The 24146-nt window shown below is 68.6% G+C and carries 19 protein-coding genes and 6 pseudogenes; 7 read left to right on the top strand and 18 right to left on the bottom strand.

Translation table 11 applies throughout. From position 1 onward, the window contains the following. Nucleotides 1–624: 624 nt before the first annotated feature. The 3 genes and pseudogenes from OG542_RS00445 to OG542_RS00460 all read right to left on the bottom strand — a co-directional run bounded on the left by OG542_RS00445 (nucleotide 625) and on the right by OG542_RS00460 (nucleotide 3692). A pseudogene (locus OG542_RS00445) lies at nucleotides 625–1284 on the bottom strand (MSMEG_1061 family FMN-dependent PPOX-type flavoprotein). 417 nt (nucleotides 1285–1701) lie between these two features. Beyond that, nucleotides 1702–2070: a hypothetical protein gene (locus OG542_RS00450; RefSeq protein ID WP_328407147.1), complete on the bottom strand. Its 369-nt coding sequence runs from the start codon at nucleotides 2068–2070 to the stop codon at nucleotides 1702–1704. A gap of 428 nt (nucleotides 2071–2498) precedes the next feature. Continuing rightward, entirely contained in the window at nucleotides 2499–3692 is a 1194-nt protein-coding gene (locus OG542_RS00460) for an MFS transporter (RefSeq protein ID WP_328407149.1), read from the bottom strand. A 104-nt stretch (nucleotides 3693–3796) separates the two neighbouring features. Here OG542_RS00460 and OG542_RS00465 point away from each other — a divergent pair, with 104 nt between their 5' ends. Beyond that, nucleotides 3797–4405 carry a TetR/AcrR family transcriptional regulator gene (locus OG542_RS00465; RefSeq protein WP_328407151.1) on the top strand — a complete coding sequence of 203 codons (609 nt, stop codon included), beginning with the start codon at nucleotides 3797–3799 and terminating at the stop codon, nucleotides 4403–4405. A gap of 202 nt (nucleotides 4406–4607) precedes the next feature. On the opposite strand, the pseudogene OG542_RS40600 reads toward OG542_RS00465, so the two are convergent. From OG542_RS40600 to OG542_RS00500, 5 genes and pseudogenes are all read right to left on the bottom strand, one after another. Beyond that, a pseudogene (locus OG542_RS40600) lies at nucleotides 4608–5721 on the bottom strand (M20 metallopeptidase family protein). Between the two features lie 197 nt (nucleotides 5722–5918). After that, nucleotides 5919–6101, bottom strand: a pseudogene (locus tag OG542_RS00485) (M20 family peptidase); the annotation flags it as partial. A gap of 401 nt (nucleotides 6102–6502) precedes the next feature. Then, nucleotides 6503–7354 carry an MBL fold metallo-hydrolase gene (locus OG542_RS00490; protein ID WP_328407158.1) on the bottom strand — a complete coding sequence of 284 codons (852 nt, stop codon included), beginning with the start codon at nucleotides 7352–7354 and terminating at the stop codon, nucleotides 6503–6505. Between the two features lie 258 nt (nucleotides 7355–7612). After that, on the bottom strand, nucleotides 7613–8566 hold the full coding sequence (locus OG542_RS00495) for an MBL fold metallo-hydrolase (protein WP_328407160.1): 954 nt from the start codon (nucleotides 8564–8566) through the stop codon (nucleotides 7613–7615). 152 nt (nucleotides 8567–8718) lie between these two features. Next, nucleotides 8719–9648: a serine hydrolase gene (locus OG542_RS00500; RefSeq protein ID WP_328407162.1), complete on the bottom strand. Its 930-nt coding sequence runs from the start codon at nucleotides 9646–9648 to the stop codon at nucleotides 8719–8721. Between the two features lie 102 nt (nucleotides 9649–9750). Here OG542_RS00500 and OG542_RS00505 point away from each other — a divergent pair, with 102 nt between their 5' ends. Continuing rightward, entirely contained in the window at nucleotides 9751–10719 is a 969-nt protein-coding gene (locus tag OG542_RS00505; protein WP_328407165.1) for a LysR family transcriptional regulator, read from the top strand. A gap of 1105 nt (nucleotides 10720–11824) precedes the next feature. After that, nucleotides 11825–12109, top strand: a pseudogene (locus OG542_RS00510) (lamin tail domain-containing protein); the annotation flags it as partial. A 93-nt stretch (nucleotides 12110–12202) separates the two neighbouring features. On the opposite strand, the gene trhA reads toward OG542_RS00510, so the two are convergent. Further along, nucleotides 12203–13024: a PAQR family membrane homeostasis protein TrhA gene (gene trhA / locus OG542_RS00515; protein ID WP_328407167.1), complete on the bottom strand. Its 822-nt coding sequence runs from the start codon at nucleotides 13022–13024 to the stop codon at nucleotides 12203–12205. 59 nt (nucleotides 13025–13083) lie between these two features. Beyond that, entirely contained in the window at nucleotides 13084–13416 is a 333-nt protein-coding gene (locus tag OG542_RS00520; RefSeq protein WP_328407169.1) for a MerR family transcriptional regulator, read from the bottom strand. A 1535-nt stretch (nucleotides 13417–14951) separates the two neighbouring features. Between OG542_RS00520 and OG542_RS00525 the strand changes: the two are divergent. Beyond that, nucleotides 14952–15083: pseudogene (locus tag OG542_RS00525) on the top strand (IS5/IS1182 family transposase); the annotation flags it as partial. 12 nt (nucleotides 15084–15095) lie between these two features. On the opposite strand, the gene OG542_RS00530 reads toward OG542_RS00525, so the two are convergent. Continuing rightward, nucleotides 15096–15602, bottom strand: coding sequence for a DinB family protein (locus tag OG542_RS00530; protein ID WP_328407171.1), 507 nt, complete (start codon nucleotides 15600–15602; stop codon nucleotides 15096–15098). 187 nt (nucleotides 15603–15789) lie between these two features. Between OG542_RS00530 and OG542_RS00535 the strand changes: the two are divergent. Beyond that, nucleotides 15790–16662, top strand: a pseudogene (locus tag OG542_RS00535) (IS5 family transposase). Between the two features lie 40 nt (nucleotides 16663–16702). Here the strand turns inward: OG542_RS00535 and OG542_RS00540 are convergent. Beyond that, complete coding sequence (locus OG542_RS00540) at nucleotides 16703–17086, bottom strand: VOC family protein (protein ID WP_328407173.1); 384 nt, start codon at nucleotides 17084–17086, stop codon at nucleotides 16703–16705. Nucleotides 17087–17229: 143 nt separating this feature from the next. Here OG542_RS00540 and OG542_RS00545 point away from each other — a divergent pair, with 143 nt between their 5' ends. Beyond that, complete coding sequence (locus tag OG542_RS00545) at nucleotides 17230–18000, top strand: transposase (RefSeq protein WP_328407177.1); 771 nt, start codon at nucleotides 17230–17232, stop codon at nucleotides 17998–18000. 494 nt (nucleotides 18001–18494) lie between these two features. On the opposite strand, the gene OG542_RS00550 is transcribed toward OG542_RS00545, so the two are convergent. The 3 genes from OG542_RS00550 to OG542_RS00560 are packed head-to-tail and all read right to left on the bottom strand — an operon-like array spanning nucleotide 18495 to nucleotide 19162. After that, nucleotides 18495–18800: a GNAT family N-acetyltransferase gene (locus tag OG542_RS00550; protein WP_328417687.1), complete on the bottom strand. Its 306-nt coding sequence runs from the start codon at nucleotides 18798–18800 to the stop codon at nucleotides 18495–18497. Next, nucleotides 18737–18889 (bottom strand): hypothetical protein, encoded by a 153-nt coding sequence (locus OG542_RS00555; protein ID WP_328407179.1) that lies wholly within the window; start codon nucleotides 18887–18889, stop codon nucleotides 18737–18739. The genes OG542_RS00550 and OG542_RS00555 overlap by 64 nt, the downstream gene beginning before the upstream one ends. A gap of 9 nt (nucleotides 18890–18898) precedes the next feature. Beyond that, nucleotides 18899–19162, bottom strand: a complete 264-nt coding sequence (locus OG542_RS00560; protein WP_328407181.1) for a hypothetical protein — start codon at nucleotides 19160–19162, stop codon at nucleotides 18899–18901. 660 nt (nucleotides 19163–19822) lie between these two features. On the opposite strand from OG542_RS00560, the gene OG542_RS00565 reads away from it, so the two are divergent. After that, nucleotides 19823–20773: an SDR family NAD(P)-dependent oxidoreductase gene (locus tag OG542_RS00565; protein ID WP_328407183.1), complete on the top strand. Its 951-nt coding sequence runs from the start codon at nucleotides 19823–19825 to the stop codon at nucleotides 20771–20773. An 846-nt stretch (nucleotides 20774–21619) separates the two neighbouring features. Here the strand turns inward: OG542_RS00565 and OG542_RS00570 are convergent. The 3 genes from OG542_RS00570 to OG542_RS00580 form a co-directional block, all read right to left on the bottom strand. Beyond that, on the bottom strand, nucleotides 21620–22147 hold the full coding sequence (locus OG542_RS00570) for a GNAT family N-acetyltransferase (RefSeq protein WP_328407185.1): 528 nt from the start codon (nucleotides 22145–22147) through the stop codon (nucleotides 21620–21622). A gap of 216 nt (nucleotides 22148–22363) precedes the next feature. Further along, on the bottom strand, nucleotides 22364–23158 hold the full coding sequence (locus tag OG542_RS00575; RefSeq protein ID WP_328407187.1) for an SDR family NAD(P)-dependent oxidoreductase: 795 nt from the start codon (nucleotides 23156–23158) through the stop codon (nucleotides 22364–22366). Nucleotides 23159–23318: 160 nt separating this feature from the next. After that, nucleotides 23319–24077 carry an SDR family NAD(P)-dependent oxidoreductase gene (locus OG542_RS00580; RefSeq protein ID WP_328407189.1) on the bottom strand — a complete coding sequence of 253 codons (759 nt, stop codon included), beginning with the start codon at nucleotides 24075–24077 and terminating at the stop codon, nucleotides 23319–23321. Between the last annotated feature and the right edge of the window lie 69 nt (nucleotides 24078–24146).

Consider the following 24146-nt stretch of genomic DNA (forward strand, 5'->3'; position numbering starts at 1 on the left):
GCGCATACCGGCTCCTTCCCCGCAGGACTGATCGTCCTGTCACCTGACCACGGGACGCCCCGGTAGTTCGGAGAAGCTGCCTGGAGTGCTTCGACGGCACTCCCGTCGACCCCGCCACCTGCATGACGACCCCGGCCCGGTCACGCACCGACTGGCCGCGTGAGCCAGCCCCGTCCCGACCCGTCCAGGCCGGGACGGGGCCGGCACAACCCGGGCGGCCGCAGCACCGGCAAAGGCCGGCCGCCCGCTCCTTCACCCCTTCGAGTTCAGGAGAGATCCAGCATGCAGCATCGCCCCGTCGTCTTCGCCGCCCTACTCGGACTGACCCGCGCTGGCAGGGCGATCGGAGATTACTGGGTTATCGGGGCATCGGCGCGTCCGCCTTCCGTAGTGTCTCGTCGGGATGGGCTGCGCCGTGATCTCGGCGTCGAAGACGCGGAGATCACGTGTCTCGGCTGTGTGCCGGGGCGAGGTTCATCCGTGCGGGTGAAGCGTTTGGAATCTCAGCCTCTACGAGTTGCCGGGCACGACCGCCTCTACTTCGGGCCGCCCCGCGACTGATCTTGGGGGGGGCTGGTCCGGGGATTCGACGGGCTGGTGGTTCAGTTAGCGCAGGTCGGCCCGTTACTCATACCGGTACTTCAGCGAGTCCGCTTCCGCCTGCTCGATGTCAGCGATCGTCAGCTCCGGCATCCGCAGCTGGGCCAGTGTCACTCGGCCGAGGTCGGCTGGGCGTCCGCCGACAGCCACTGCTCCGGCTTCCAGGCCCCCGCTGCGCAGGAGCGACTTGGGGCAGTGCGGGTAGACCTCCTCGATCCCCAGCACCAGCGCACTGGCTGGCGGTTTGCCCACGGCGGTCAGCTGCGACAGCAGCTCCGGGCGGGTGGAGACGCAGGCCCGGCCGTTCACCCTGAGCGTCGTGGTGCGCCCCGGGATGACGAACAGCAGCCCGGCCCGTCCGGTGGCGATGACGTTCTGCAGGATGTCCAGACGCTTGTTGCCGGTCGCGTCCGGTATCGCCACCGTCTGTGCGTCCAGGACGGCGACGAACCCGGCAGGGCCGCCGCGCGGGGAAACATCACAGTTGCCCTCGGCGTCCGCGCTGGCGACCAGGACCAGCGATGAGCAGCCGATCAACCGCCGGGTCTGCTCCGTGAGTTCGGTCATCTGCTTGCGTATGGCCGTGTCTTTGGGCAGTTCGTGGACCCGGCGCAACGCATCCTGATCGGCCACGGCGTCGAGGCGGAGCGAGTCGAAGGCACTGCTGGCAAGGGATGTCGTCAGGCCACCGACCCTAAAGGGCCGACCTGCGACTGGTCTTGGTCGGTGAGTGCGGGGCCATAGAGACGGTCGCGCCCAGCCGAACCCGTGGGCCAACACACCCCGAGATCAATCGCGGGTCAGTCCGTTAGGGGCCCGGGGGCTCATAGGCTGTCCTGCGGATCTTGACTGCCTGACTGGCTTTATTCGGCAGTAGTGAAGTCGGTTGTCGATGGGTTGGGGAGGCATCCTGTTCTGCGGGAAGGCGGTGTTGAAGAGTTCCGGAGGCACCAAACCTCTTGCCCGGGCGCCGTGGGATGCTCCCGGCGAAGGGTGCTGGGCACAAGGATGTCCCAGGTCGAGCTGTCCGCGGTAATTCGGCGTGACCATCGCGACGGGCCGCCGATGCACAGTCATAGGAAGCCAACTGGCCGCGGGCGGTCACTCAGCGTTTGCGCGCTCCCGGCGGATGGAATGGGTCGGAATCCAGTACGAGCGGGCAGCGACAGCCAGCGCGACCCCGTACACGGCGAACGCGTCCAAGCCGATCCAGGCGACCGGCAGGGCATCGCCTGGGGAGTGGAAGCCGCCTCGCGGCATCGTCACCACGCCAGCCGTGGCCAGGACCGCGTAACCGACCCCGAGCACCCCGTACGGAGCCAAGCTGGCGGCGCCGATCAAGGCCGGGGCCATGGGGAGCCAGCGCGGAACGCGCCGACCGCTCAGCCACCGCGTCCAACGCGGGAAGACCTGGCCCCACGGGCGAACCAGGCCCCACAGCAGGCAGACGCCGAGCGCGGCCAGCAGCACGGTGCCGTCCAGGCCCCAGGACGGGGCTGCTCAACAGTGCAGTGCCGTTGTCGAACCAGCGGTAGTTCGGGGCGGACAGATGCAGGGCTGCGGCCTTCTTCTTCAGCAATAGCTCAACCTGCCGGTCGGTGAGCACCTTCGCCGGTCCCGGAGCGTTCCGATCCAACTCCACCTCGGCGGTGCGGAAGGTGGCCATGAGGCCACGACCTGCCGACCGGCGCGGTGATCGACGTCGCCCGGCTGACCGGCTGCCACCAGGACCCGGACGGCTCCCCGCACTGCAACGATGGGCGGAGCCCGGCCGGTGGCACCTGGAGCTCACCGACGTCCAGGAGCTCGCCCTGCCGATCCCCGCACGCGGACAGCTCGGGCCCTGGAAGCCCACCGAGGACCTGGTCGCGCAGGTGAGTGGTCCGGTCAGTTCTCGATCAGCGCCCTGCGGGGAAGGCTGCGCGCCGGCCGAATCCGACCATGACGAGCGCCATGAGTGTGAGAGCGATCATCCCGGCTGGAAGAACCGGTGCGCCCACGCCATCGACGACCACAGCCCCCACAGCACCACCCGCAAAGATCGCCAAGTTGAAGGATGTCGTCAGCATCGCGTTCGCCGCATCGGCGTTCTCGCCCGCGGCCTCCCCCAGGGCCGTCTGCAGCTGCGTCGCCGAGCCGCCGAACGCGAGGCCCCACAGGACGATCGCGAGCAGCACGAGCACAGTGGACTGCTGCGCGGCAACAAGAAACCCCCCGGCGACGATGAACAGGATCACACTCGCCAGGGTGAGCCTGCGAAGTGCGCCGTCGATGAACACGCCGGTGATCCAGATACCTCCGAGCGCAGCGACGCCGAAGACGAGAAGTGTGACGTCGGGCCGGAGGGCGAGACGCATCTGCTGCAGATAGGAAGCGATGTAGGTGTAGAGCAGGTTGTGCGCGAGCATCCAGACGAATACGACGGCGAGGATGGTCGCCACGCCGGGAATGCCCAGCACTCGGCTGAGCGGAGCGCGCGTCCGCGCCGGCTGCCCCGGGGCGTCGGGCACGAGGAACTTCGCGAAGACCATGACGATGACGCTGAGCAGTGACATCGCGGCGAAGGACCAGCGCCACCCGACCGTCGAGCCCAGCCAGGCGCCAAGTGGTGTTCCGACGCCGAGTGCGACCGGGGTTCCGGTCATGGCGATGGCAAGGGCACGCCCGGCGTGCTCAGGTGCGGCGATACGCCGGGCGTATCCGGCGAGCATGCCCCACAGCAGCCCGGAGAAGGCTCCCCCGACGAACCGGGCGACAAGAGCGACGGTGAACGAAGGCGATACCGCGGTGACGGCGTTCGCGACAAGGAACCCGAGCAGGCCCGCGAGGAGGAGCGGCTTCCGCCGTGCCCCGCGCGTCAGCGCGATCGCGGGTATCGCCGCGAGGACCGTTCCGATCGCGTAGGCGCTCACGAGCTGGCCGGCGCCGCCTTCGGAGACGTCGAGTCCGGCAGCGAGTTGCGGGAGCAGCCCCGCCGGCAGCGTCTCGGTCATGATCACGATGAATCCGGTACACGCCATCACCACCAGTGCCGGAACGGGGAACGACTCGTGCGCTCGCTCGCGGACCGGCGTGGGGCACGTTGTGGTCATCGGTCGGACTCCTCCACTAATTATGGATTGACTGATCCGATATTGATAGGCGTGCTTACGGGTGTCAAACTGGATCAGTCAGTCCGCAATAGAGGAGGTTCGCCGTGTCCCCCGTCGGCCGTCCCCGCATCTTCGACATGGAGGCCGTCTTGGAGGCCGCGATGTTGCTGTTCTGGGAACAGGGCTACGAAGCGACATCGCTGGCCCAGCTCCGCGAGACCACAGGACTGTCCTCCGCGAGCCTCTACGGCGCCTTCGGCTCGAAGGAGGGACTGTTCGAGAAGGCCGTTGAGCACTACATCGCCGGACCGGGCAGCGTCACCGATGTTGTGGCCGACGAGGCGGAAAGTCCCCGCGAGGCCATCGCCCGGCTCCTCCACGGGTCGATCAACATGCAGACCGACACATCCCACCCTCGCGGATGCCTCGTCGCCCTCTCGGGGACGGTCCGGGCACCGGGAGCAGGCGAGGCCGGAGCGCGAAAGGTCGTAGCGGCGCGCCGCGCAGCGGACCGAGCACGCATCAGGGCGTGCATCGTACGCGGCATCGCCGCAGGAGAACTCGCCGAAGACACCGACGTGGACGGCGTCACGTCAATGATCCACGGCTTCTTGCTCGGCATTTCGACACAGGTATGTGACGGGACATCAACACGGCACCTGCACGCCGCGGCCGACGCCGTGCTCGCGAACTGGGACACACAGAGACGCTGACGCTCACGCGCACCACGCGTCGACATCGCGGCCCACGCACAGCCCCCGGAACCGCACGACCTCAGCCGACATGAATCGCGTGCACAGCCGGCTGCGCACCTGGCCGCCCTAGCCTGCTGACTGCCGGGCAACCCGTCGATTACCGGCCAACGATGCGAGCCGAGCCACGTGCTGGTCGCCGGCCCGGGACGGCACCGCAGAGTCAGGATGTGGGAGCAGCTGCGACTGCTTCGGTCGGCTGGACGGCCAGACGGCGTGTGGCGAGATCGGCGTAGAGGGCAGCGCCGTCACACAGTACGTCCTCGTTGAACTCGGCATACGGGGAGTGGTTGTTCGCGACCGTCGCGGGGTCCGCGCCGCTTGGGGTGGCACCCAACATGACCACGGCGCCGGGCATTTCGTCCAGGACACCGGAGAAGTCCTCGGAACCGGTGAGGGGATGGGCGAGCGGCTGGAAGCGGTGCTCGCCGAACGACTCGTTGACGGTGGACTCGACGAAGGCGGTCTCGTGCGCGTCATTGACCGTCATGGGATAGCCCGGGTTGAAGTCGACCTCGGCGCGCAGGCCATGGGCGGCGGCGCGCAGTTTCGGGGATCACGTTGCGGCGGGTGCCGGCGTGGAAGGAGCCGACGGTCAGGAGGACTGGATCGAACGGATCGCAGGTCCGGGAGATCATCGTCTGCAGCGCGGTGACCATCTCGCATGCCGCCGGCACGGGGTCCCTGGCGCGGTGCGGGGCGGAGGCGTGGCCGCCTTCGCCGATGACGGTGACGTCCAGGGCATCGCCGCCCGCCATCGTCGTTCCACTGCGGGCCAGGAAGACACCGGTGGGACGTCCGGTGGTGAACACGTGCAGTGCGTAGGCGGCGACCGGCCGCGTCCAGGATGCCTTCGGCCAGCATCGCACCGGCTCCGTCGTGCCCTTCCTCGCCGGGCTGGAACATCAGCACCACGTCTCCGGCGAGGTCTTGGCGCGCCGAGCGGAGAGCAGGTGGGAGGCGCCGATCAGCATGCTGGTGTGCAGATCGTGGCCGCAGGCGTGCATGGCGCCCTGCGTCGCGGAAGCGAAGTCCGCACCGGTGCGCTCGGTCACCGGTAGGGCATCCATGTCCGCCCGGAGCAGCACGGCCGGTCCCTGCCGTCCTCCGCGCAGCACCGCCGTGACCGAGGAGAGCCGACTGCCCGTGAAGATTTCGAGCCCAAGCCCGTCCAGTGCTGCCAGCACCTTCTCCTGGGTCCGGGGAAGGTCATGGCCGACCTCGGGTTCGGTGTGCAGGCTGCGACGCAGCCGGATCAGGTCGTCGTGCAGCTCGATCGCTTATTCACGGGTCGCCATGACAGAGCGCACCTTTCTGGGGTGGCTGGGCGTGGTGCCGAGCGGCGGTTCTCCCCTTGGGGCGACAGCCGGGCGACATCAGTGCCGAAATGATCGCGATAGTTCACTTGGTGAGAGCTGATGCAAGGATGCGTTGGGCCTTGGTGGGGCTGAACTGCCAGGAGGGACGCGGTCGCTCAGCTTCGCAGCGGTTCCGCCAGTTGTCCCAGCAGTCCGGCGACCAGTGCCGTCTGTGCGGGCACGGTGTCGGGGTAGATGTACTCGCCCTGGGCTTGGGCGCGGTCGCCGACCGCGCCCATGCCGCACAGCATTGGCAGTCCGAGAGCGGCGACGAAGTTGGCATCGCTGGCGCCGCCGACGGTCCTTGTCGTACGGCACGCCACGAGCCGCGCACGCCTCCCCGACGTCGAGGCCACCCGAAAGGGCTCCGACGAACCAGGTGACGCAGCCGATACTGACGAGCACGACCGCGGGGAAAACGCACCATGCGGGGCGTTTCCAGCGGCGAGTCGGCAAGCCGCGCGCGGTCTTCCAGACGCTCAGCACGAACACGCCCAGAAGAATCACCGGGAGGGCGCTGATCGCCAGCGCCGAGACGGCGTTCACTTACGACGTGGTCCTTTCGTTGAGCTGCGGGCGTCCCGGGAGCGGGAGCCGTTTTTTCGGGGATGCCTCATGGTTCGCGCGGATCGGAAAAGTGTTCAGCAGAGCCCCTGCGCTGACACACCGGGCGAACGCGAGTGGCCCGGTGCGTTGGGCGCTAGGCGTCGGCGAGGCGCCCACGCAGCATGGAGTCCATCACCGTCATGTACCGCTGCGTCCGCGTGCGGCCGAGCACGAAGGGGTTCGGACCGTCGGGCCGGCTACGGAGCTGCTCGGCACGCTGGAGGCCGTAGTCGTTGGGGTGGTTGGACAACTCCACGTCCGCCTTCATACGCCGCATCTGTGCCCGGAAGGAGTGGATGGACCTCAGGTAGGTGCGCAGTGCGGTGGGTGTGCTGGGCGGGTTGGTGCCGCCCCACAGCATGGCGGTGTGACGCTCGCTGCCCGTTCTCACCGGGATGATCGGTGAGACGGTGCCCGGTGTGTGGCCTGGAGTGTGGTGCAGTTGGATCGTCGTGCCGCCGAGCGTGAGCCGTTGCCCGTCCGCGATCTCGAGGTCCCGGGCGGGGGCGTCGGCCGGTTGGGTGCCGGCGACGAGGTCCCAGTCGGCTGCAGACATCAGCACTCGTGCTCCGTAGCGGTCGGCGAGATACCGTGCTCCGCCGAAATGGTCGTCGTGGCCGTGGGTGACGACGACGTATCTGATCGTCTCCGGATCGGCCCCCAGTTCTCGGAGCCCGGGGAGGAGCACGTTCTCGGCCTCCGCGGCGGAGGTGAGGGCATCGATGAGCACGATCCCGTCGTCGGTAAGCACCGCCATCGCGGAGACCCATCCCGTGCTCAGCATGGCGAGGTTGTCGAAGAGCTTGATCGGAGCCGGTGCGGGCGGGCGGGGGAAATCGCGGCCGGGGGTCAGCGCCGTCACGAGGGCGCGAAGGACCGGGTCGGTCCCGGCCAGCCTGCGGGCACGGGCGTAGTGAACCCGCCCGTCGTCCGTTTCGGCGGCCATGGCCGAGGGGGTGGGACCCACCGAGCCGACACCGGCCACAAGCCCGAGAGCCGCGAGTTGGCCCAAGCGACGCCTCGTGAGAGGACCACTCGTGCCGCTGTGGCGGGGTAATGAAGTCATTGTGCTTCTCCTGATGAGTGTTCTGGAAGGTGACGGAATCGGGCCTACGGCAGTATTTCCCTCACGGCCGGACCACGTCGTCCCGGGGCCTCGGGAACGACGATCCGTGTCAGAGAGGACACCTGCACCCGTGAGGGCCTAGGCGCTCATGGGTCGCATGGTGGCGTCGTACACCGTGCGGTAGTCCGGGACGACGACCCGCGTCGCCGGGGACACCCTTTCGGCCTGCGCGACGAACGCGTCCAGATCCATCGCCGGGTCTCGTTCGGGAGAACCGCTCAGGGGTGTTTCGAAGTTGTCCCAGTGGACGGGCACGGCCACGCGAGGGCGGTCCAGCGCACGCAGCAGCCGGGGTACGTAGCGGTGTGTGGCGGTGCTGGAGGGCACGGCGATCATTGCGAGGTCGGGGCGCAGGCCCTGTACCGCACGCTCGGAGAAGTCGCTGGCCCCCATAAGGAAGGCCGACGGCCCGCTGTCCCCGGCCGTGACCTGGAAGGCGAGGGTGTCGCCCTCCGGCAGGTCCGAGATGGTGCTCGGGACTGTCGGAGGCGGTGAGTTCAGCGTGCCCGGGGCGAAGTAGGCGCACTTCTTGTTGCGGCTGTGCAGGCTCGGCACGACCTCGACGATGATCCCGTCGAAGTCCAGCACTTCGCCGCCCTTCACGACGGATATCTGCGCCGCGTCGACGCCCAGCGCGACCAGCAGGTGGTACGTGGTCTCGGTGCCGACGACTCGCGCGCCGGTGGTCCTGGCGATGTGAGGTACGTCGGCGAGGTGGTCCCAGTGGGAGTGGCTGACCAGGACGAGGTCGGGGCGGCCGACGTGCGCGTTCACGACCTCCGGCCGGGTCTGCAGTGAGGTCCGGGGGTTGAAGGCACCCTCGTACAGGCCGGTGGTGAAGCGAGTGAGGTACGGATCGAAGAGTACGGTCCGGTCGCCGACGTCGATGCGCCAGCCGGCGGTGCCGAGCCAGCGGAACGTTGCCGAACCGGCGTCTGAGCCACTGCCCCGGCCGCTGTCCCCGGCCGAGGCGGTGGCGGCCGTGGCCGGGATCAGCGGGGAGGCGGCACCGAGCGCGGCACCGCGCAGCACTGAACGACGGTTGAGCCTGAGGCCCGAAGGCATAACTGATCTGTCCGTGACACGTGTGTCCTGGGTCATGGCGTCAGGAGATCAGGGGGTGAACGGCCGTGTCCAAGAGCGGAGTCGGGCCCTGGTGATACGCGAACGCATATGTGGCCTGGTCACCGGCCGTCGATGTTGCCGCGGAGGAAGTCGACCGCGATGCCGGCTGCCTTGCCTATAGCGGCGTCCACCGTCGCGCGGGAGGCGGTCAGGTCCTGGGTGCGGGCGAAGACGGCGATCGCGTAGCACTCACCGTCGGGGTAGCGGACCACGCCCGCCTCCATGTGCAGCCCTGGCAGGGTTCCGGTCTTGGCCGAGACGGTGACGTCGTCTGGGAAGCCCGACACGAGGCGGTGCCGGAATACCTGACGGCCCATCAGGTCACGTACGAGCGCACAGGCTTCCGGCGGCCCGGCGGCATCACTCCAGATGAGGTGGAGCAACCGGGTGATCTCGCGAGGTGTGCTCGCCGTGGTGTGGCGGGGGTCCAGCACGGCGAGTCGTCTCTTGCGGTCGTCCGGCAGGGCCGGGTAGCGCACGGCGAACTCACGCTCGTCCCGCGCCCCGACCTCCGCGAGCATCGACTCCAGCAGGTCTCGCGGTCCGCCCACGATCCGGGTCCGATCCAGGCCGAGTTCTTCCGCGAGCAGCCGTACGGTGTCCAGGCCGACGCGGGCCAGCAACAGGTCGGCCGCCGAGTTGTCGCTGACCGACATCGCGAAGTGGGCCAGGTCGCGCAGCGACAGCTCGACGTCGTCCAGACAGCCGGCGGTCCCCCAGCCACCGAGCCGGTCTGCCGCGGTCACCGGCACCCGCTCCCGCGGGTCGAGCTGGCCGGCGACGACCTGCCGGGCGAACTCCAGCACCATCAGCACCTTGAAGATCGAGGCGATCACGACGGGATCGTCGGCGCCGACGGCCACTTCACGGGCGTCCTTCTCCGCTCCGGCATCCGCGGCGACCGTCGTGCGAAAGCGAACGGGAATCGCATGCAGCTGCCCCTCGGCCCGAGCCCCCGCGAAAACCTGTCGGATGCGTTCCTCTGTCACTGCTTCCCCCTTGCCATCGGCACGCGCTGATCCTCAGATAGCGGTCGGGCCCCACCAGCCGATCCATTCCCCACGCAGCGGCCCTCACGTACGATCTTGATCGTGGACCTCTTACGCCACCTGCGCCTGTTCGTCACCGTAGCCGACGAGCTGCACTTCAGCCGGGCAGCCGAGCGGCTGGGCATGGCGCAGCCGCCGCTCAGCCAGGCGATCCGCAGGCTGGAAAAGGAGCTCGGAACAGAGCTGTTCGACCGCTCGCAGCGCGGCGTCCGCCTGAGCGCCGCCGGGGCGGCACTGCTGGAAGAGACCCACGAACTCCTCGCCCGGGAAGAGAGGCTGCGCACGCTGGCACGCCAGGCCGCAGACGGCGGCCTCGGCACGCTCCGCGCGGGCGTACCGCCCGACACCACGGCCGCCGTGCTCTCCGCGCTGCTCTCTGCCTGCGCGGAGCACGCTCCGGGGCTCTCCGTCGACCTGCAGGAGGTCACCACCGAGGAACAACTGCGGCTGCTTTCCTGCGGCGGGCTGGACGTCGGGCTCGTGCACCACCCCGTCGACGCCACCGAACTGCACCTCGGCCCCGAAGCCTCGCTGGACCTGGGGATCGTCCTGCCGCGCACGTCGCCGCTGACCCGGCTGCCGGAGGTGAAGCTCGGCGAACTCTCGGGCCACGACCTGGTTCTCTTCCCCCGGGCACATTCCCCCGGCTGGTACGACCGGATCCTCGACGTGTGCCGCGCCGAGGGCTTCGTCCCCGGCCGCCTGCGGCACGCGTCCAACCCCGAGTTCCTGCTCGCCCTCGTGACGGCGGGGCACGGAGTCGCCTTCGACCAGGGGCCGGTAGCTCGCAAGGAGTCCCGCGTCGCCTGGCGGCCGCTGGCCGACCGCCCTCTCGCCCTGCGCATCAGCGGCGCCTGGCCCGCCAGCCGGGGAGCCCACCCGGCCGCCCGCCGTTTCGCGGAACTCGCGCACGGTGTCCTGGCCCGCGACCACACCGCGCATACGCGACGTGACGGCATCAACTACCAAGGGGACGAGCTCCCGCGCCCGTGGTCGGTGGTTTACGGCTGAGCTCTTCCGTTTGGAGCGGGGGTCTGGTGCCGTGCGTCGCAAGGCGGGGGCGGAGACCTGGCGACCGGCGACAACGCGGCGAGGTGCGACCACCGGTCTGTTGCGCGACGCGTTGGATGAGTAGGACGGCGCCGCCTCGCTGGCCGTCGTGGGTCCGCTGCTCCTGCGCTCCGGGCTGTTTCTGCTTGTCCTCAGGCTGCCGCTCTAAGGCTGTACCAACTCGTGGCCGCTGCACCTTACGGCAGTTGGTTGTACAGCTAGAACTTGCCCTCGACCGACAAGCGGTCACATGAATAGTGCAAGACCAGAGCACTGCCCCTTCACCAGTAGGTGCGGGTCACCACTGAGGCCGGGGTCGGCGCGGTCACCGGGTTGCTGGCCGCGCCCCGCACGCTGCTGCTGGGCCGTTACGACCCGGCGGGCCGCCTGCAGTACGTGGGCCGCAGCACCACTATGTCCCGAGCCGCCGGCCGCGCTGTGGCCGACCAGCTGGCCCCGCCGCACGGCGCGCACCCGTGGTCGGGCTGGACGTTCTCAGCAGGGTGGAGAACACAGCGCACCCTCGTTGTCGTCCTGGTGCAGCCGGATGTCGTGACGGAAGTCGGTGTCGACCTCGCCCGCGACAGCGCCGGACGGTGGCGGCACCCGGCCGCCCTCACCGCATCCGCGCGGACGTCGACGTGGCGCAGGCACGCTGTTCGGCGAGTGAGCCACGCTGACCGCCACAACAGGAGAGTCGCCCGGCTGTGTGGAACTGGCAGGTCTCGAAGTTCGACGGCCGAATCTCCAGCAGAGCGCTCAGCTCGCGCCGGATCGTCCGGAGTGTGTTGAAGGTGGCGTCGTCGGCGGAGGTGAGGTCCATCGTGAAGTTGGCGTCGAAGGGACGGAACCCCTTGACCTTCATCGTGATCGGGCCGACCGGGGTCAGCGTCGACTCCTGGAGGCGCGCGAGGATCCGCTGGGACACCTCGGAGACATCCGCGGTCGGCGAGCCTGGCCGGGAGTTGTTTGTTGAGGACGCCTCGGCGGTTGGGGGTAGACATGTCACTCCTGTTGAGGTCCCGCCGCCCAGCCGGTTCTGATCCTGGTCCATCATCCGCCGGCTGAAGTCCCCGCTTCCGGTCGCGGCAGAGTCAACCTCGACGGCTGGACTCTCAAGGACGAGGACGGCCGCACCTACACCTTCGACCACTACCCCTTGGATGGCCGCGACACCGCCGGCGACCTCTACGAGGACCGCCGCCACTACGTCTGGGACAACCGCTCCGACACCGCCACCCTCCGCAACGACCACGGACGCTTCATAGACGACGAGTCCGGGGGCCACCACCGCCACCCCGGCCGCCACCACCGCGTGCGTGAAATGAACCCCTCACCCACGCCCCGATAGAACAACGACGCGCCCGGCCAGGGAGCCCGGGCGCGTCTCGTTTTGGCGGGGGCCGGCCCTGGCGCTGTCGAGCCGACGTGTCTCCTTGCCAGCTCAGGTGGCTGCCAGAAGGATGGCGGTGTAGTGCGCGGTGAAGGCGGCGATGGTCAGGGCGTGGAAGACCTCGTGGAAGCCGAACCAGGCCGGTGAGGGGTCGGGGCGCTTGAGGGCGTAGACGATGGCTCCCGCGGTGTAGAGCAGACCGCCGGCGATGACGAGTACGACGACCGCGGTGTTGCCGGTGCGCGCGAAGTCGGGCAGGTAGAAGACGGCCACCCAGCCCAGCGCGATGTAGCACGGGGTGTACAGCCACCGGGGAGCCCCGATCCACAGGATGCGGAAGGCGATGCCGGCCAGGGCGCCCGCCCACACAGCCGCGAGGAGCATCCGCTGCTGTCCCGTGGGCAGCAGCAGTACCGCCAGCGGGGTGTAGGTGCCGGCGATGATCAGGAAGATGTTCGCGTGGTCCAGCCGCCGCAGGACGGCCTCGCCGCGCGGGCCCCAGGTTCCGCGGTGGTAGACCGCGCTGGTACCGAACAGCAGGCAGGCCGACGCTGCGTACCCCGAGCAGGCGGCCACTGCTGCAGCCGAGCGCGAAACGGCGATCAGTACGATGCCGCCGACCAGCGCCAGGGGGAACACGCCGGCGTGCAGCCAGCCTCGCATCCGCGGCTTCAGCGCAGCCGCCGCGCGCTGTACCCCGTCTTCCAGTGCGCTGGCTGTCTGCCCGGCAGTCGGCCAGCCGGTTGCGTCGGCAGGCGCATCGAGCGCCGGGGTGCCCAGGGTCTTGGGCGTGGTGCCAGTGCCGGGCGTGGTGCCAGTGCCGGGCTGTGACTGTCGTCCGTGTGCCAGCGGCTGAGGTTCTTCGGCGATCATGCGCTCATGTTCTGGAATCGAGGGGGGGATTGCGGCCCGGCGCATCGCTGTGGACCGAGTCAGGTGTCGGCTGTGTGCCGGGATGCGGTGCGGCGGTGTTCGGCGTTGATGCGCTGGGCTTCTTCGAGTTGGTCTTCGAGGATGATGATGCGGCAGGCGGCCTCGATGGGAGTGCCGCGGTCGACGAGTTCGCGGGCGCGGGCGGCGATCCGCAGCTGGTAGCGGGAGTAGCGGCGGTGTCCGCCCGCGGAGCGGAGCGGGGTGATGAGGCGGGCTTCGCCGATGGCGCGGAGGAAACCCTGCGTGGTGCCGAGCATCTCGGCGGCCCGGCCCATGGTGTAGGCGGGGTAGTTGTCGTCTTCGAGACGGCTAAATGAATCGTCTGCTGTCATTGCACCTCTCTGTGGAACGCATGGAGGGGCCCTGGCGCCGTACGGCGCCAGGGCCCGAAGGAAACTGCTACACCATCTGCCGGCCCTACTACTGCGCCGGCCTTCTGTCTCCACATACCCGACCGAGATGCTGCCGGGGATGCTGGGATCGCGGTTGCTTGACCGGAGACCACCTCACTATCGATGTCCTGCGGTACCCAGACTTCACAAGCCGCCTGGGCGATCCTGATGGCGTTCAATTCCTCCGTTCTTCCCTCACTGCTGGTACTGCTCTACTGCGTACTGCTGTGATGCGACCTGCTCAGTGACCTGTCACAGCGCCACTCTTCGGCAGCCAGCCCCGTCGCCCGTCTTGCGTCTGCTCCGGCTTGGAACCCCACTGCCGAACCTCCCGGTGCGCGCGCCCGCAGCCCGACGCCTTCACCGAGGTGCTTCTCACTGATTCCACTGCTGATACTGCGGGTACTGCTCGCGGCGGCCCCTGATCACTGCGGGCCACCCGGTCCGGCCGTCAGTCCCGTCGCCGTCCTGCAACAACCCTGGCTTCGAAACTCCACCACCGCACCGTCCTGCGAACTGCAACTGCGGTACTGCTGCCCGGCAGTTCATGTCTGCCGGGCCCTTCCGTCTGTCTGGGCTACGAGAGAAACCATAACCACACCACTGACCAATGTCTACTCTGACAAAGATAGATTTTCATGTGTGGGTGGTGATGCATGGGCTTGAGTGGCGATGGTGGGGCGGCGCCGACAGAGTCCTCAGGAGGCCAAGAACAACCGGAGACCCGACCCGCTGGGCGTCCCGCCACATCAGGGCGCCAGTCGCCTCCTCGCACTCGGGCGTGATGCAGCGCTTCCCGTTCGGCCAGCCCGCAGCGCACAGCTGCACGCATCGCCGTCGCCCGCGAGATCACGGAGCGAACGGTCCAGGCCGTCCTCGACCTCTAGCGGAGAGGTTGACCTGTACCACGGCACCGACGCCCGCTAGCTGGGCTGAGCGTCGCGTCGGCGAGGAGCGGCGCCCGCCGGCACCCGAGTGGCTGATCGAGCGCGGCCTGGACCGCAACGGAGATGCTGCGTGCACAGCGTCGGGCTGCTCGCCGCCGCCCCGGCTGCCACCGTGCAAGCGCAGCGCGCCCTTCAGCTCCATCAGGCCGCGGACGGAGGCAGGGCCTGCGCGACCGGGGATACCCCCGCGAGCTGGTCCAGGGCCTGTCGGTAGGTCTCCTGATGGCAAGGACGCCACCGGATGGATCGATCCGGCGGCCTCGACGGGAACGTTCCGCCAAGGCCGCGTCCCCGTCGTCTAGGTTCGCCGTCGCCCCGCCAGCCAGGCCAAGATGCCGACGATCACAAGGGCGATACCCTCGATGATCAGAACCCAGGCAACGCTGTGACTTGTCCAAGCTGACACGACGATGGCCAGACCTGCCAGAAGCACGATGGCGAGAACCGCGGCTGTCTTCCTGCTGGCTGGATTCACTCAAACGCCTCCTGACACTTCTGGATTGCCACTCCGGCGGGGCGGCCGACCCGCAGGGCGAAGTCGAACGAACGATCAACGCGTTGAAGAACTCCCGGGCCGTGGCCACGAGGTTCGACAAGCGCGGCCACATCTTCCACGGCACCGTCGCCGTCGCCTCGATCCGACTCTGGCTCCGTCCGTGATCTCCGCCGGATCTAGTCGCCGGTCGTGCCGTCGAGCATCTCGCGCAGGATGTCCAGGTGGCCGTTGTGGCGGGCCGTCTCCTCGATGAGGTGATGGAGAATCCAGCGCAGGTCGACATGGAGACCGTCGCGGACCGCTTGCTGGGCCTGCTTGTCCAGGCCGTTCCCGGCGACCAGTTCGCGGTAGTGGGCGCTCTGTTCGGCGTATTCGTCGAGCAACTGCGTGAGCGGGAAGTCGACGGCGATACGCATCTCGCGGTCGGGGTCCTCCTCGGTCCAGGGGCCCCGGTCCTCCTCGCCGAGGAAGACCACCTGGAACCAGTAGTACTCGACCCAACGGAGGTGGTTGATCACTCCGCTCATGGTCATCAGCGGTGAGCCCGGCAGGAGCGCCTTGTGGGCGTTCTCCGCAGAGACTCCATCGCACTTGGCGCGGGCGGTGTCACGTGCGTAGTCGAGAAACGTGGTGAGCTGGGTGCGCTCGTCCCACGCGGGCGGCGTGTCGTCGATTCTTGTCATCGCGCGAAGCGTCCCCGATCACCGCGACCGATGTCGAGGCATTTAACGCCGGGCCCAACCTGCTCCACCCAGCTCCTTGTCCGGCGGGGCGCGACAGCGATTCAGCGCCGGTGGGCAGCCCGGCATGATCCGCCGGACAGGCCCTAGAAGGCTGATGAAGATCTTGAGCTGTGAATGATCACGGTTCATGGGTCGGGGAGATCTCACGGACGAGCAGTGGGCGGTTTTGGAGCCGTTGTTGCCGAAAGGGACGAAGGTGGGGCGGCCGCCCGTCTGGCCTCGGCGGCAGTTGATCAACGGCATACGGTTCCGGGTCCGGACCGGTATTCCGTGGCGGGACGTGCCCGTCGAGTACGGCCGTGGGGCCGGATCTACGACCTCTTCCGTCGCTGGCAGCGGGACGGCACCTGGCACCGGATCCTCACCCACCTCCAGTCCTTGGCCGACGCGAAGGGTGCGATCACGTGGGACCTGAGCGTCGACTCCACGGTGTGCCGCGCCTATCAGCACGCAGCCGGGGCCTGTAAGCAGGGTGACCTGCAGAAGGAACCACCGGGCGGCGTCTTTGACGAGCCCCGCGATCACGGACTCGGACGCTCGCGCGGCGGGTTCACCACCAAGCTGCACCTGGCCGTTGAGCAAGGTCAGAAGCCCATGTCGATCGTGGTCACGGCCGGGCAGCGCGGTGACTCGCCTCAGTTCGAACCCGTACTGGAGAAAGTCCGCGTGCCCCGCACCGGGCCGGGCCGGCCACGCGTCCGCCCCGACCGCGTGCGGGCCGACAAGGCGTACGCCTCCCGCAAGAACCGCGCCTATCTGCGCCGCCGGGGAATCCGCTGCACCATCCCGGACAGGCCGACCAAGCCCGCAACCGCAAGAAGCTTGGTTACCGCGGCGGCCGTCCGCCGAAGTTTGACCCGGAGGATTACAAGGCCCGCCACGCGGTCGAGTGCGGCATCAACCGCCTCAAAAGGTACCGCCCGTGGCCACAAGGTACGACAAGCTCGCGGTCCGCTACGAGGCGACCGTCCTCGTAGCGGCCATCAACGAGTGGCTGTGATCAGCGGTCGTACGAAACCGGCCAGGACGGCGCGGAGGCGTCAGGAACCCATCGCGGCTCGGTCGGACTCGCTGCGAAGAACGCAGAATTCGTTGCCTTCGGGGTCAGCAAGGACTGCCCAGCCAGAGCCATCGGGATTCCGGTGATCGGTGACAAAGGTGGCACCGAGGCCGAGCAGCCGTTCCACCTCCTGCTCACGCGATGTCTCAGGGCGCAAACACAGATGGATCCGGTTCTTGATCTCCTTAGACTCGGGCACCTGGTTGAAGTACAGCACCGGCCCCTCCGCCAGCAGCACCTGAGTCTCCCGGTCACCCGGTTTGTCCTCCGGATGCAGTGGACGGCCCGTCACTCTGCTCCAGAACCGGGCCAGCTCGTAGGCATCCGCACAGTCAATCGCCACGTTCTGCAATACCGAAACCATGCGCGCGAGCCTTCCTCACTTCCACTCCAGACGCCACCGAGTTGCGCTCAGCCTTCGCGCACACAGCTCAGGCGCATGGCAGCACTTTCGATACACGCTCTAAAGGGTGTTGCAGAAGGCTTGGTGGCGGGCATTTCTCCTGTATGGGTGGGGTGTTGAGGGCTGAGCCGGTGTGGGTGGAGACGTTCACCGGGTTGCCGATGGGGCGCTTTGAGAAGCTGCTTCGGGTGGTGCGGGAGCGAGGCGGCGACGGCCCCGGTGGTGGTCGGCCGTGGTGTCTTCCGCTGGCCGAGCGGGTGCTGCTGGTCGCCGTGTACTACCGCACGAACCTCACCATGCGGCAGCTCGCGCCGCTCTTCGGCTGCTCATCTGCCACCGTCTGCCGGGTCATCCAGCGCCTTGGCCCGCTGCTTGCACTGGAGCCTGCGCCCAGGCCGGTACCGGGCACCGACCGGCTATGGATCGTGGACGGCACCCTGATCCCGGTCCGTGACCGGCAGATCGCAGCCTCCTCACGCAACTACCGGTTCTCGGCGAATGTGCAGGTCATCATCGATGCCGACACCCGCCTGGTGGTGGCATCGGCCCGGCCGGCACCCGGCAACAAGGCAGATGCACACGTCTGGCGCGAGTCAGACCTGCCGGCCGTGGCGGCGGACACGACGGTGATCGCGGACGGCGCCTACCTGGGCACTGGGCTGATCGTCCCGCACCGCAGACGAGCCGGACGTCCCCTCCTGCGCGGCCAGGAGGAAGACAACGCCGAACACCGGCGCGTGCGGGCACGCGTCGAGCACACCTTCGCCCGGATGAAGAACTGGAAGATCCTGCGCGACTGCCGCCAAAGGGGCGACGGCCTCCACCACGCCGTCCAGGCCGTCGCCACCATGCACAACCTCGCCATGGCAGGGTGAGACAGCAGGCCAGCCACCACCCAGACTGCCCGCCCCAAGCCTTCTGCAACACCCTTTAGGCGTGTCCGTTGATGGAGTCGTGTCGCTGCCGGGCTGCGCTCGTCGGACCGGTCCGGCGACACTGGCAGCGCGTAAACGGCCCCTGTCCTGTTCCCCGTTCGGGCCGGACCGCGCCTTCTCCGGTTGACCGGCCGCTGGCCGACGGCCTCGGGGCTCGCAGGGCCCCGAGGCCGTCGGCCAGCCCTGCGGCGTACAGCAACTACACCAACACGAGCCGCAGCCACGCCGGGTCGCCGGCGGTGGTGCTGGCCGGGGCGCCCAGGGTGCGCCCGCGCCCAGCCCAAGAACTCCCCGCCCGGTTCGGTCAGCACGTCCAGGGCCTTCGCGGCGGTGGCGTGGTGGGTGCGCATGCGCTGTTCGGTACCGGGGTCAGGGGAAGGCGAGTACATGGGTGATCTTGCGCAAACCGGGGTGGAGCACCGGGGGCGCTGGTGTCAGGTGGCGTCCTGGATCCGCAGCAGGAGCAGGTCAAACTCCGGGCCGTCGGGCGTGTTGCGGTACGGCCCCGCGTACTGGTAGCCGAGCCGGGCGTAGAGGTCCTGGCCGCGCTTATTCGAGGGCAGGGCGAGCAGCGAGGACCACTTCGGGGCGATGGCCTGGAGCAGTGCGGCGTGCAGCCGGGTTCCGATGCCGTGGGGTTGCCATGGTGGGCGAACGGCCAGTTCGCACAGCCCTATCAGCCGCCCGGTGCGGGCGCCTTCGGGGACCTGGTCGGCCAGAGGGCCGAACCAGTACGCCAGATGTCGGCGAGGGTGTCGTTCAGTGACGGGGCCTGGCCGGGCCCGTAGGTGCGGATCACCATGGCGGTGCGGATGCTCGAGGTGGTCACCGTCTCCCCCTAGCTGTTGCCGGCGATGGTGCGGTACTCCTCAAGCCAGTCCGCGACCGCCGGGACGGGTGCGTGCCGTTGCAGCGCGCTCGACACGTTCTGCCGTTGCTGCAGCAACCGGTCTGAGCGCACCTCCGGAAGGTAGGCTAGGGCGCGTCCGGCGGCCTCGGCCACGGCCTCCGGCTCCGGACGTTCCCTCACGGCATGCTGAATGGCGACGTCCGCCGTGTACAGAGCGCGATTGCGGGCGAAGTGGCGGCCGTGCAGCAGCACGGCCTGCTCCGCCCCGGCCGCAGCCCGGTCGTGCTGGTCGAGATCGGCACGGATACCGTCATCGCACTTCGGGCCGCACTGGAGGAACCATGGGGATCTCCGGAATCGGCGGCAGCGGAACTCCCCGGCCCTTCCACTCCTTGACCCCTCGTGAATCCGGATCACGAGGAAATTACCGATGCTCTGGCCTATCTGGCAGAGCTGACTGCCGTGGGAGATGGGGTGGCTGATCGCGCGCGGCAGTGCCGCCGGCTGATCGTGGAGCGTGCCTCGGAGTGAGCCGGATGTCGGCATACCGGTAGATGTCACGCGTGTTCAGACGCCTGCCAGGCCTACGGGAGTGCTTCACCTGCCCTGAACAGCCATCCCCACGACAGCCAGCAACCCTCCTGCCAGCCCCACCGCAACCGCCGCCTGGCCACCCCATGACAGCAGCCACAGCCCAACCTCAGCCCCTTATCCAGGGGCGTTCACTCCCATCACTGGCTGACGCCCACCCGCTGCCACCTCACCGCCCAGTCACAGATGTCGGCCGTCCGGCGGGGCTGTCGGTGATCCGTAGGCGATGTGTCGGGGGCCGCTGGAACCGTGGGCGTCGAGCTGCCCTGCAAGGCAGCCGCAACCGCAGCCGCCTTCACCGGCAAAAGGAGCCCCGCCGCCATGTCGTCTACGTCCTCCATCCTGCCCTGGGATGTTCAACGGCTGCCGCGTGCCGATGGCAGCGTCTTCCTGGTCACCGGCGGCAACGCCGGCATCGGGTACTTCGTCGCGGAGCAGTTGTCCGCAACCGGAGCCACTGTCGTACTGGGCAGCCGGAATCCCGCGAAGGCCGAAGGCGCCACGGCCTCGATCCGCTCGCGTGTCCCTGGCGCGCGGGTGCGGGCCGTACGGCTGGACCTCGCCGACCTCTCATCGCTCAGAACAGCGGTGGAATCACTGGATGTGGAATGCCTCGACGCGGTGGTCCACAACGCCGGCGTCGCGCTCGACGACCCGCCGCGCCGGGAGACCGGGGACGGTCACGAGCTCATGTTCGGCACGAACCACCTCGGACACTTCGCGCTGACCCACTGGCTGATGCCGCTGTTGTCGGCCGCACCGGCGGCCCGCATCGTGACCATGGGCAGCTTCGCGGCGAAGTCCGAGCGGCTCGACCTCGACGACCTGCAGTCCCGGACGGACTACCGGCCCAAGCGCACCTACGGACGCTCCAAGCTGGCGCAGATGTACTTCGGCCTCGAACTCGACCGCCACCTGCGCGCCGTCGACAGCACGGTGGCAAGCGTGGTGGTCCATCCCGGCGGCGCGCTGGACTCCCTGACGCCGTCACGCCCGCCAGTCCATGTGCGGACCGCTGGTGCGCGGCTCTGCGGGGCACCAGCCGCCCTCTTCGTCCAGGGCAAGCACTCCGGCGCATGGCCCGCGGTCCGAGCGGTGCTCGACCCGACCGTGCGCGGAGGGCAGCTGTGGGGACCGCGCGTCTTCAGCCTGCGAGGCAAGCCCCAAAGTGAACCGGTGTGGAACCACCTCACCGATACCTCCGTCGCGGTGCGGTTGTGGGACGCCAGCCGTGACCTGACCGGCCTCGACCTCGGCACCATCCCCGGATAGCCCCCAGGCGCGCGCTGGCCAACAAGCGTCCTCAGGTCGGCCAACTGGGGGCGCTCGGTCACATGCGTTCGTGCGGGTCGGCGGGGCCGGTACGGCAACGGCCCCCATGATCATGAACGTTTGTGAGGACGATCAAGGACCAGGTGGCCGTGGAGGCCACGGTAGGGTGACTTGCTGAACGAACCGGCGCCCGAGCCCCGACCCCGCCGGAAGACCTGGGCGAGGACGACCTCGGGGACGGCTGGACCGACCGTCTGCTGTTCCAGATGATCGCCTCCCTGATGCCCGGGGCCCGGGCGGTGCTGCGTCGCATCGTGGAGATGGGCGGCACGGCCACCTACGACGAGGTCCAGCAGCGCATCGCCGATCACCCGACGGCCCCGATACCGCGGGCGAAGATCGGCGGGTCCCTGACGAGCGTCAAGGCGGTGCAATGCCGCGTCGGCCCGGCTGGCGCGGATCATCTGCTTCAGCGGGACGAGCGAGCGCGGCTCTACCGCATCGAGCGGGTCTTGGTGGAAGGACTCATCCGGGCCGTCGCCCTCGCAGACAGCCGCCCTGATCTGATGCGCCGTGACCCAGACGGCCAGGAGCCCAGTCCCCCTGATCAGGGTCCTACGGCCCTTCGCAGCGGTACCGCCACGACGCCAGTCTCGCCGTGGGCAGGTAGGGGCGGGTCGGTCGAGGCGATTCTGTTGCCTGGGCATGGTGGAGTCCCGGCGCAATGGTCGGGGTCTCCGGGGCCTTCGGATCGTGGGTGGGCTGGGCCGCAGGTCAGTCAACTGGTCGGGGCAGTGCGGCGAGGCGGTGGAAAGCCGTGGCCAGATCCCAACCGAAACGGCGAGATCAGTCGCCGAGGATCCGCTCCCACAACAGCCCGTCCCGCCAGCTCCCGTCGAGAAAGATCGAGGAGTGCGCGACACCGTACGGGCTGAACCCGTTGCGGCGCAGCACCCGCTGCGACGGCAGATTCTCCAGATTGGTGGACGCCTCGGCGCGGTGCAACCCGAGTTCGTCGGTCATCACCCGGAGTACAAGCTCGACGGCGTGCCCGGCGTGCCCTTGATTCTGGGCGACGCCGGCGATCCAGTATCCGACGGAGGCGCGGCGCAGGTGCGGCTGCGGCAGGATGCCTCCCACGGTGATTTGCCCGATCACCTGGTCGTCGGCGAGAACCACGCCCGGCCAGACCGTGCCAGCTTGGTATCCGGCCAGCAGCTTGTCGATCCGCTCAGCCTGGCCCTCCGGGGTGAATAAGTCGGCCGGCTGGGCCGGTTCCCACCGACGGAAAGCCTCGAAGTCCCGCACCCGATGGGCTGCTATCGGGGCGGCGTCAGTGGGCTCGATCAGACGAATCCTGGTGCTGCTGCGCATGGGCGTGCTGATCCTCGTCGCGGTGCGTCGGATGAGACGGCCAGCCCAGGCAAGGGTGCCCGCGCCGCCGCACCCTACGCCCGCCGGAGGATCAAGTCGATCGCGCAGCTCATGTTGGACCGACAGAACCCCTCGAAAAGGTTCATCGTCCCAGCTCAGAAGGCACTTTCGCGTTTCCTCCCGGCTTCCGGCCTCATCCCACCCGAAACGGCGAGGCTAGACCGCGGTGAAGCCGCCGTCAGCGGCGACCACGGCTCCCGTGATGAAGCTGGAGCGTGGTGAGGCGAGGAAGCACAGGACCTCGGCGATCTCTTCGGGCTGTGCTACTCGGCCCAGGGGTTGCGCGTCGGCGAAGGACGCCAGGTAGGCGCGGCTGTCTGAGCGGATCGTGTCGAGGAAATCAGTCTCGATGACGCCTGCGGCAACGATGTTGGCGCGGATGCCCAATGGCCCGCCCTCGACCGCGAGCACCTTGGTCAGCTGGGCCAGAGCGCCCTTCGACGCGCTGTAGGCGGCGCCTTCGGGCAGGGCGACGGTGCAGGTGTAGGAGCCGGTGCTGACGATGGCTCCCCCGCCGCGGGCCTTCATGGCTCGGAAGGCTTCGCGGGTGCAGAAGAAGGAGCCGCGGGCGTTGACTGCCATCACGGTGTCCCAGTCCTCGGCGGTGGTGTCGGTGATGGGCTTGTTCAGGGTGCGTCCGGCGTTGTTCACCAGGATGTCCAGTCCGCCGAAGATCTTGATGGCTGACTGCACCGCGCGGGTGGCGGTCTCTTCCTGCGTGATGTCGCCACTTATCGCGAGGACGCTGGGAAACTCGTCCGGCAGCGTCTTGATGTCGGGGCGTAGGTCGACGGCGACGACGCGGGCGCCTCGTGCGCTGAGGAGCGCTACCGTCGCCTTGCCCACGCCGCGCGCCGCCCCGGTGACGAGGGCGACCTTTCCGGCGAGCTCGGCGGCTTCGGCGGCTTCGGCGGCTTCGGCGGCTTCGGCGGACAGAGTTGCAGGTGTCATGGTGCGTTCCCTGAAGAAGGTGAGTGCAGGCGCCGGTTTGGGGCGCCCTGAAGTGCTGTGCGGTGGCGCGGTAAGCGAGCCAGGTGGGAGATGCCGTTGACACGCTTACCGGGCGCATCCTTCACGGCAGGCTGTTGTGGACGTCTCAGGGCCCGGCTGCTCAGTGCGCGGTGAGCCCGCCGTCGACCACCAGCTCCGAGCCGGTGACGAACGAGGAGTCGTCGCAGGCGAGGAAGAGGATTGCGGGTGCGATCTCGTCGGCGCGGCCGGCCCGGCGCATGGGGGTGCGTTGGATGTCCGGCTGCTGGTCGCCCTGGTCGTCCAAGAGTTCCTGAATCATCGGTGTGGCGATCACTCCGGGATGCACGGAGTTGATCCGTACTCCCTGCCGGGCGTACTCGACCGCGGCGGTCTTGCTCAACAGGCGCACCGCGCCCTTGGACGCTTGGTAAGCCGCGGCCGCGCCGCTTCCCACAAGGCCGAGCACCGATGACGTGTTGATCACCGACGCGTTGCCGCTCGCACGCAGGAGCGGCATCGACGCCTTCATGCCGAGCCATGTGCCTTTCTGGTTCACGTCGATGACGCGGTCCCAAGACTCTTCCCGCGTTTCCTCGATACCCGGCCAGTCCAGGATGCCGGCGAGGTTCACGAGCACGTCCAGCGTTGCGAACCGGTCGCCTACGAGAGTGATCACTTCGTCCCACTCCCGGGCGGAGGAGACATCGAGGCGGGCCGTGACGACCTCCGCGCCGTGTGCCTCGATCCGATCGGCCAGAGCCCGCAGGGGGCCTTCGACGACATCGGTGATCACGATTCGAGCACCTTCGCGGGCGAAGAGCTCGGCGGTCGCTGTGCCGAGGCCGCCGGTCGCGCCGGTGATCAGTGCGACCTTGCCGCGGAGTCGTTGTCCTGTCATGAGGATGGTCCTTGATGCGTTGATGCTGACTGCTGTGTTGAGCCTTCTTGATCCGCCGACGGCGGATTC

The sequence above is a fragment of the Streptomyces violaceus genome, from assembly GCF_036014075.1.
Lineage (GTDB): Bacteria > Actinomycetota > Actinomycetes > Streptomycetales > Streptomycetaceae > Streptomyces > Streptomyces violaceus.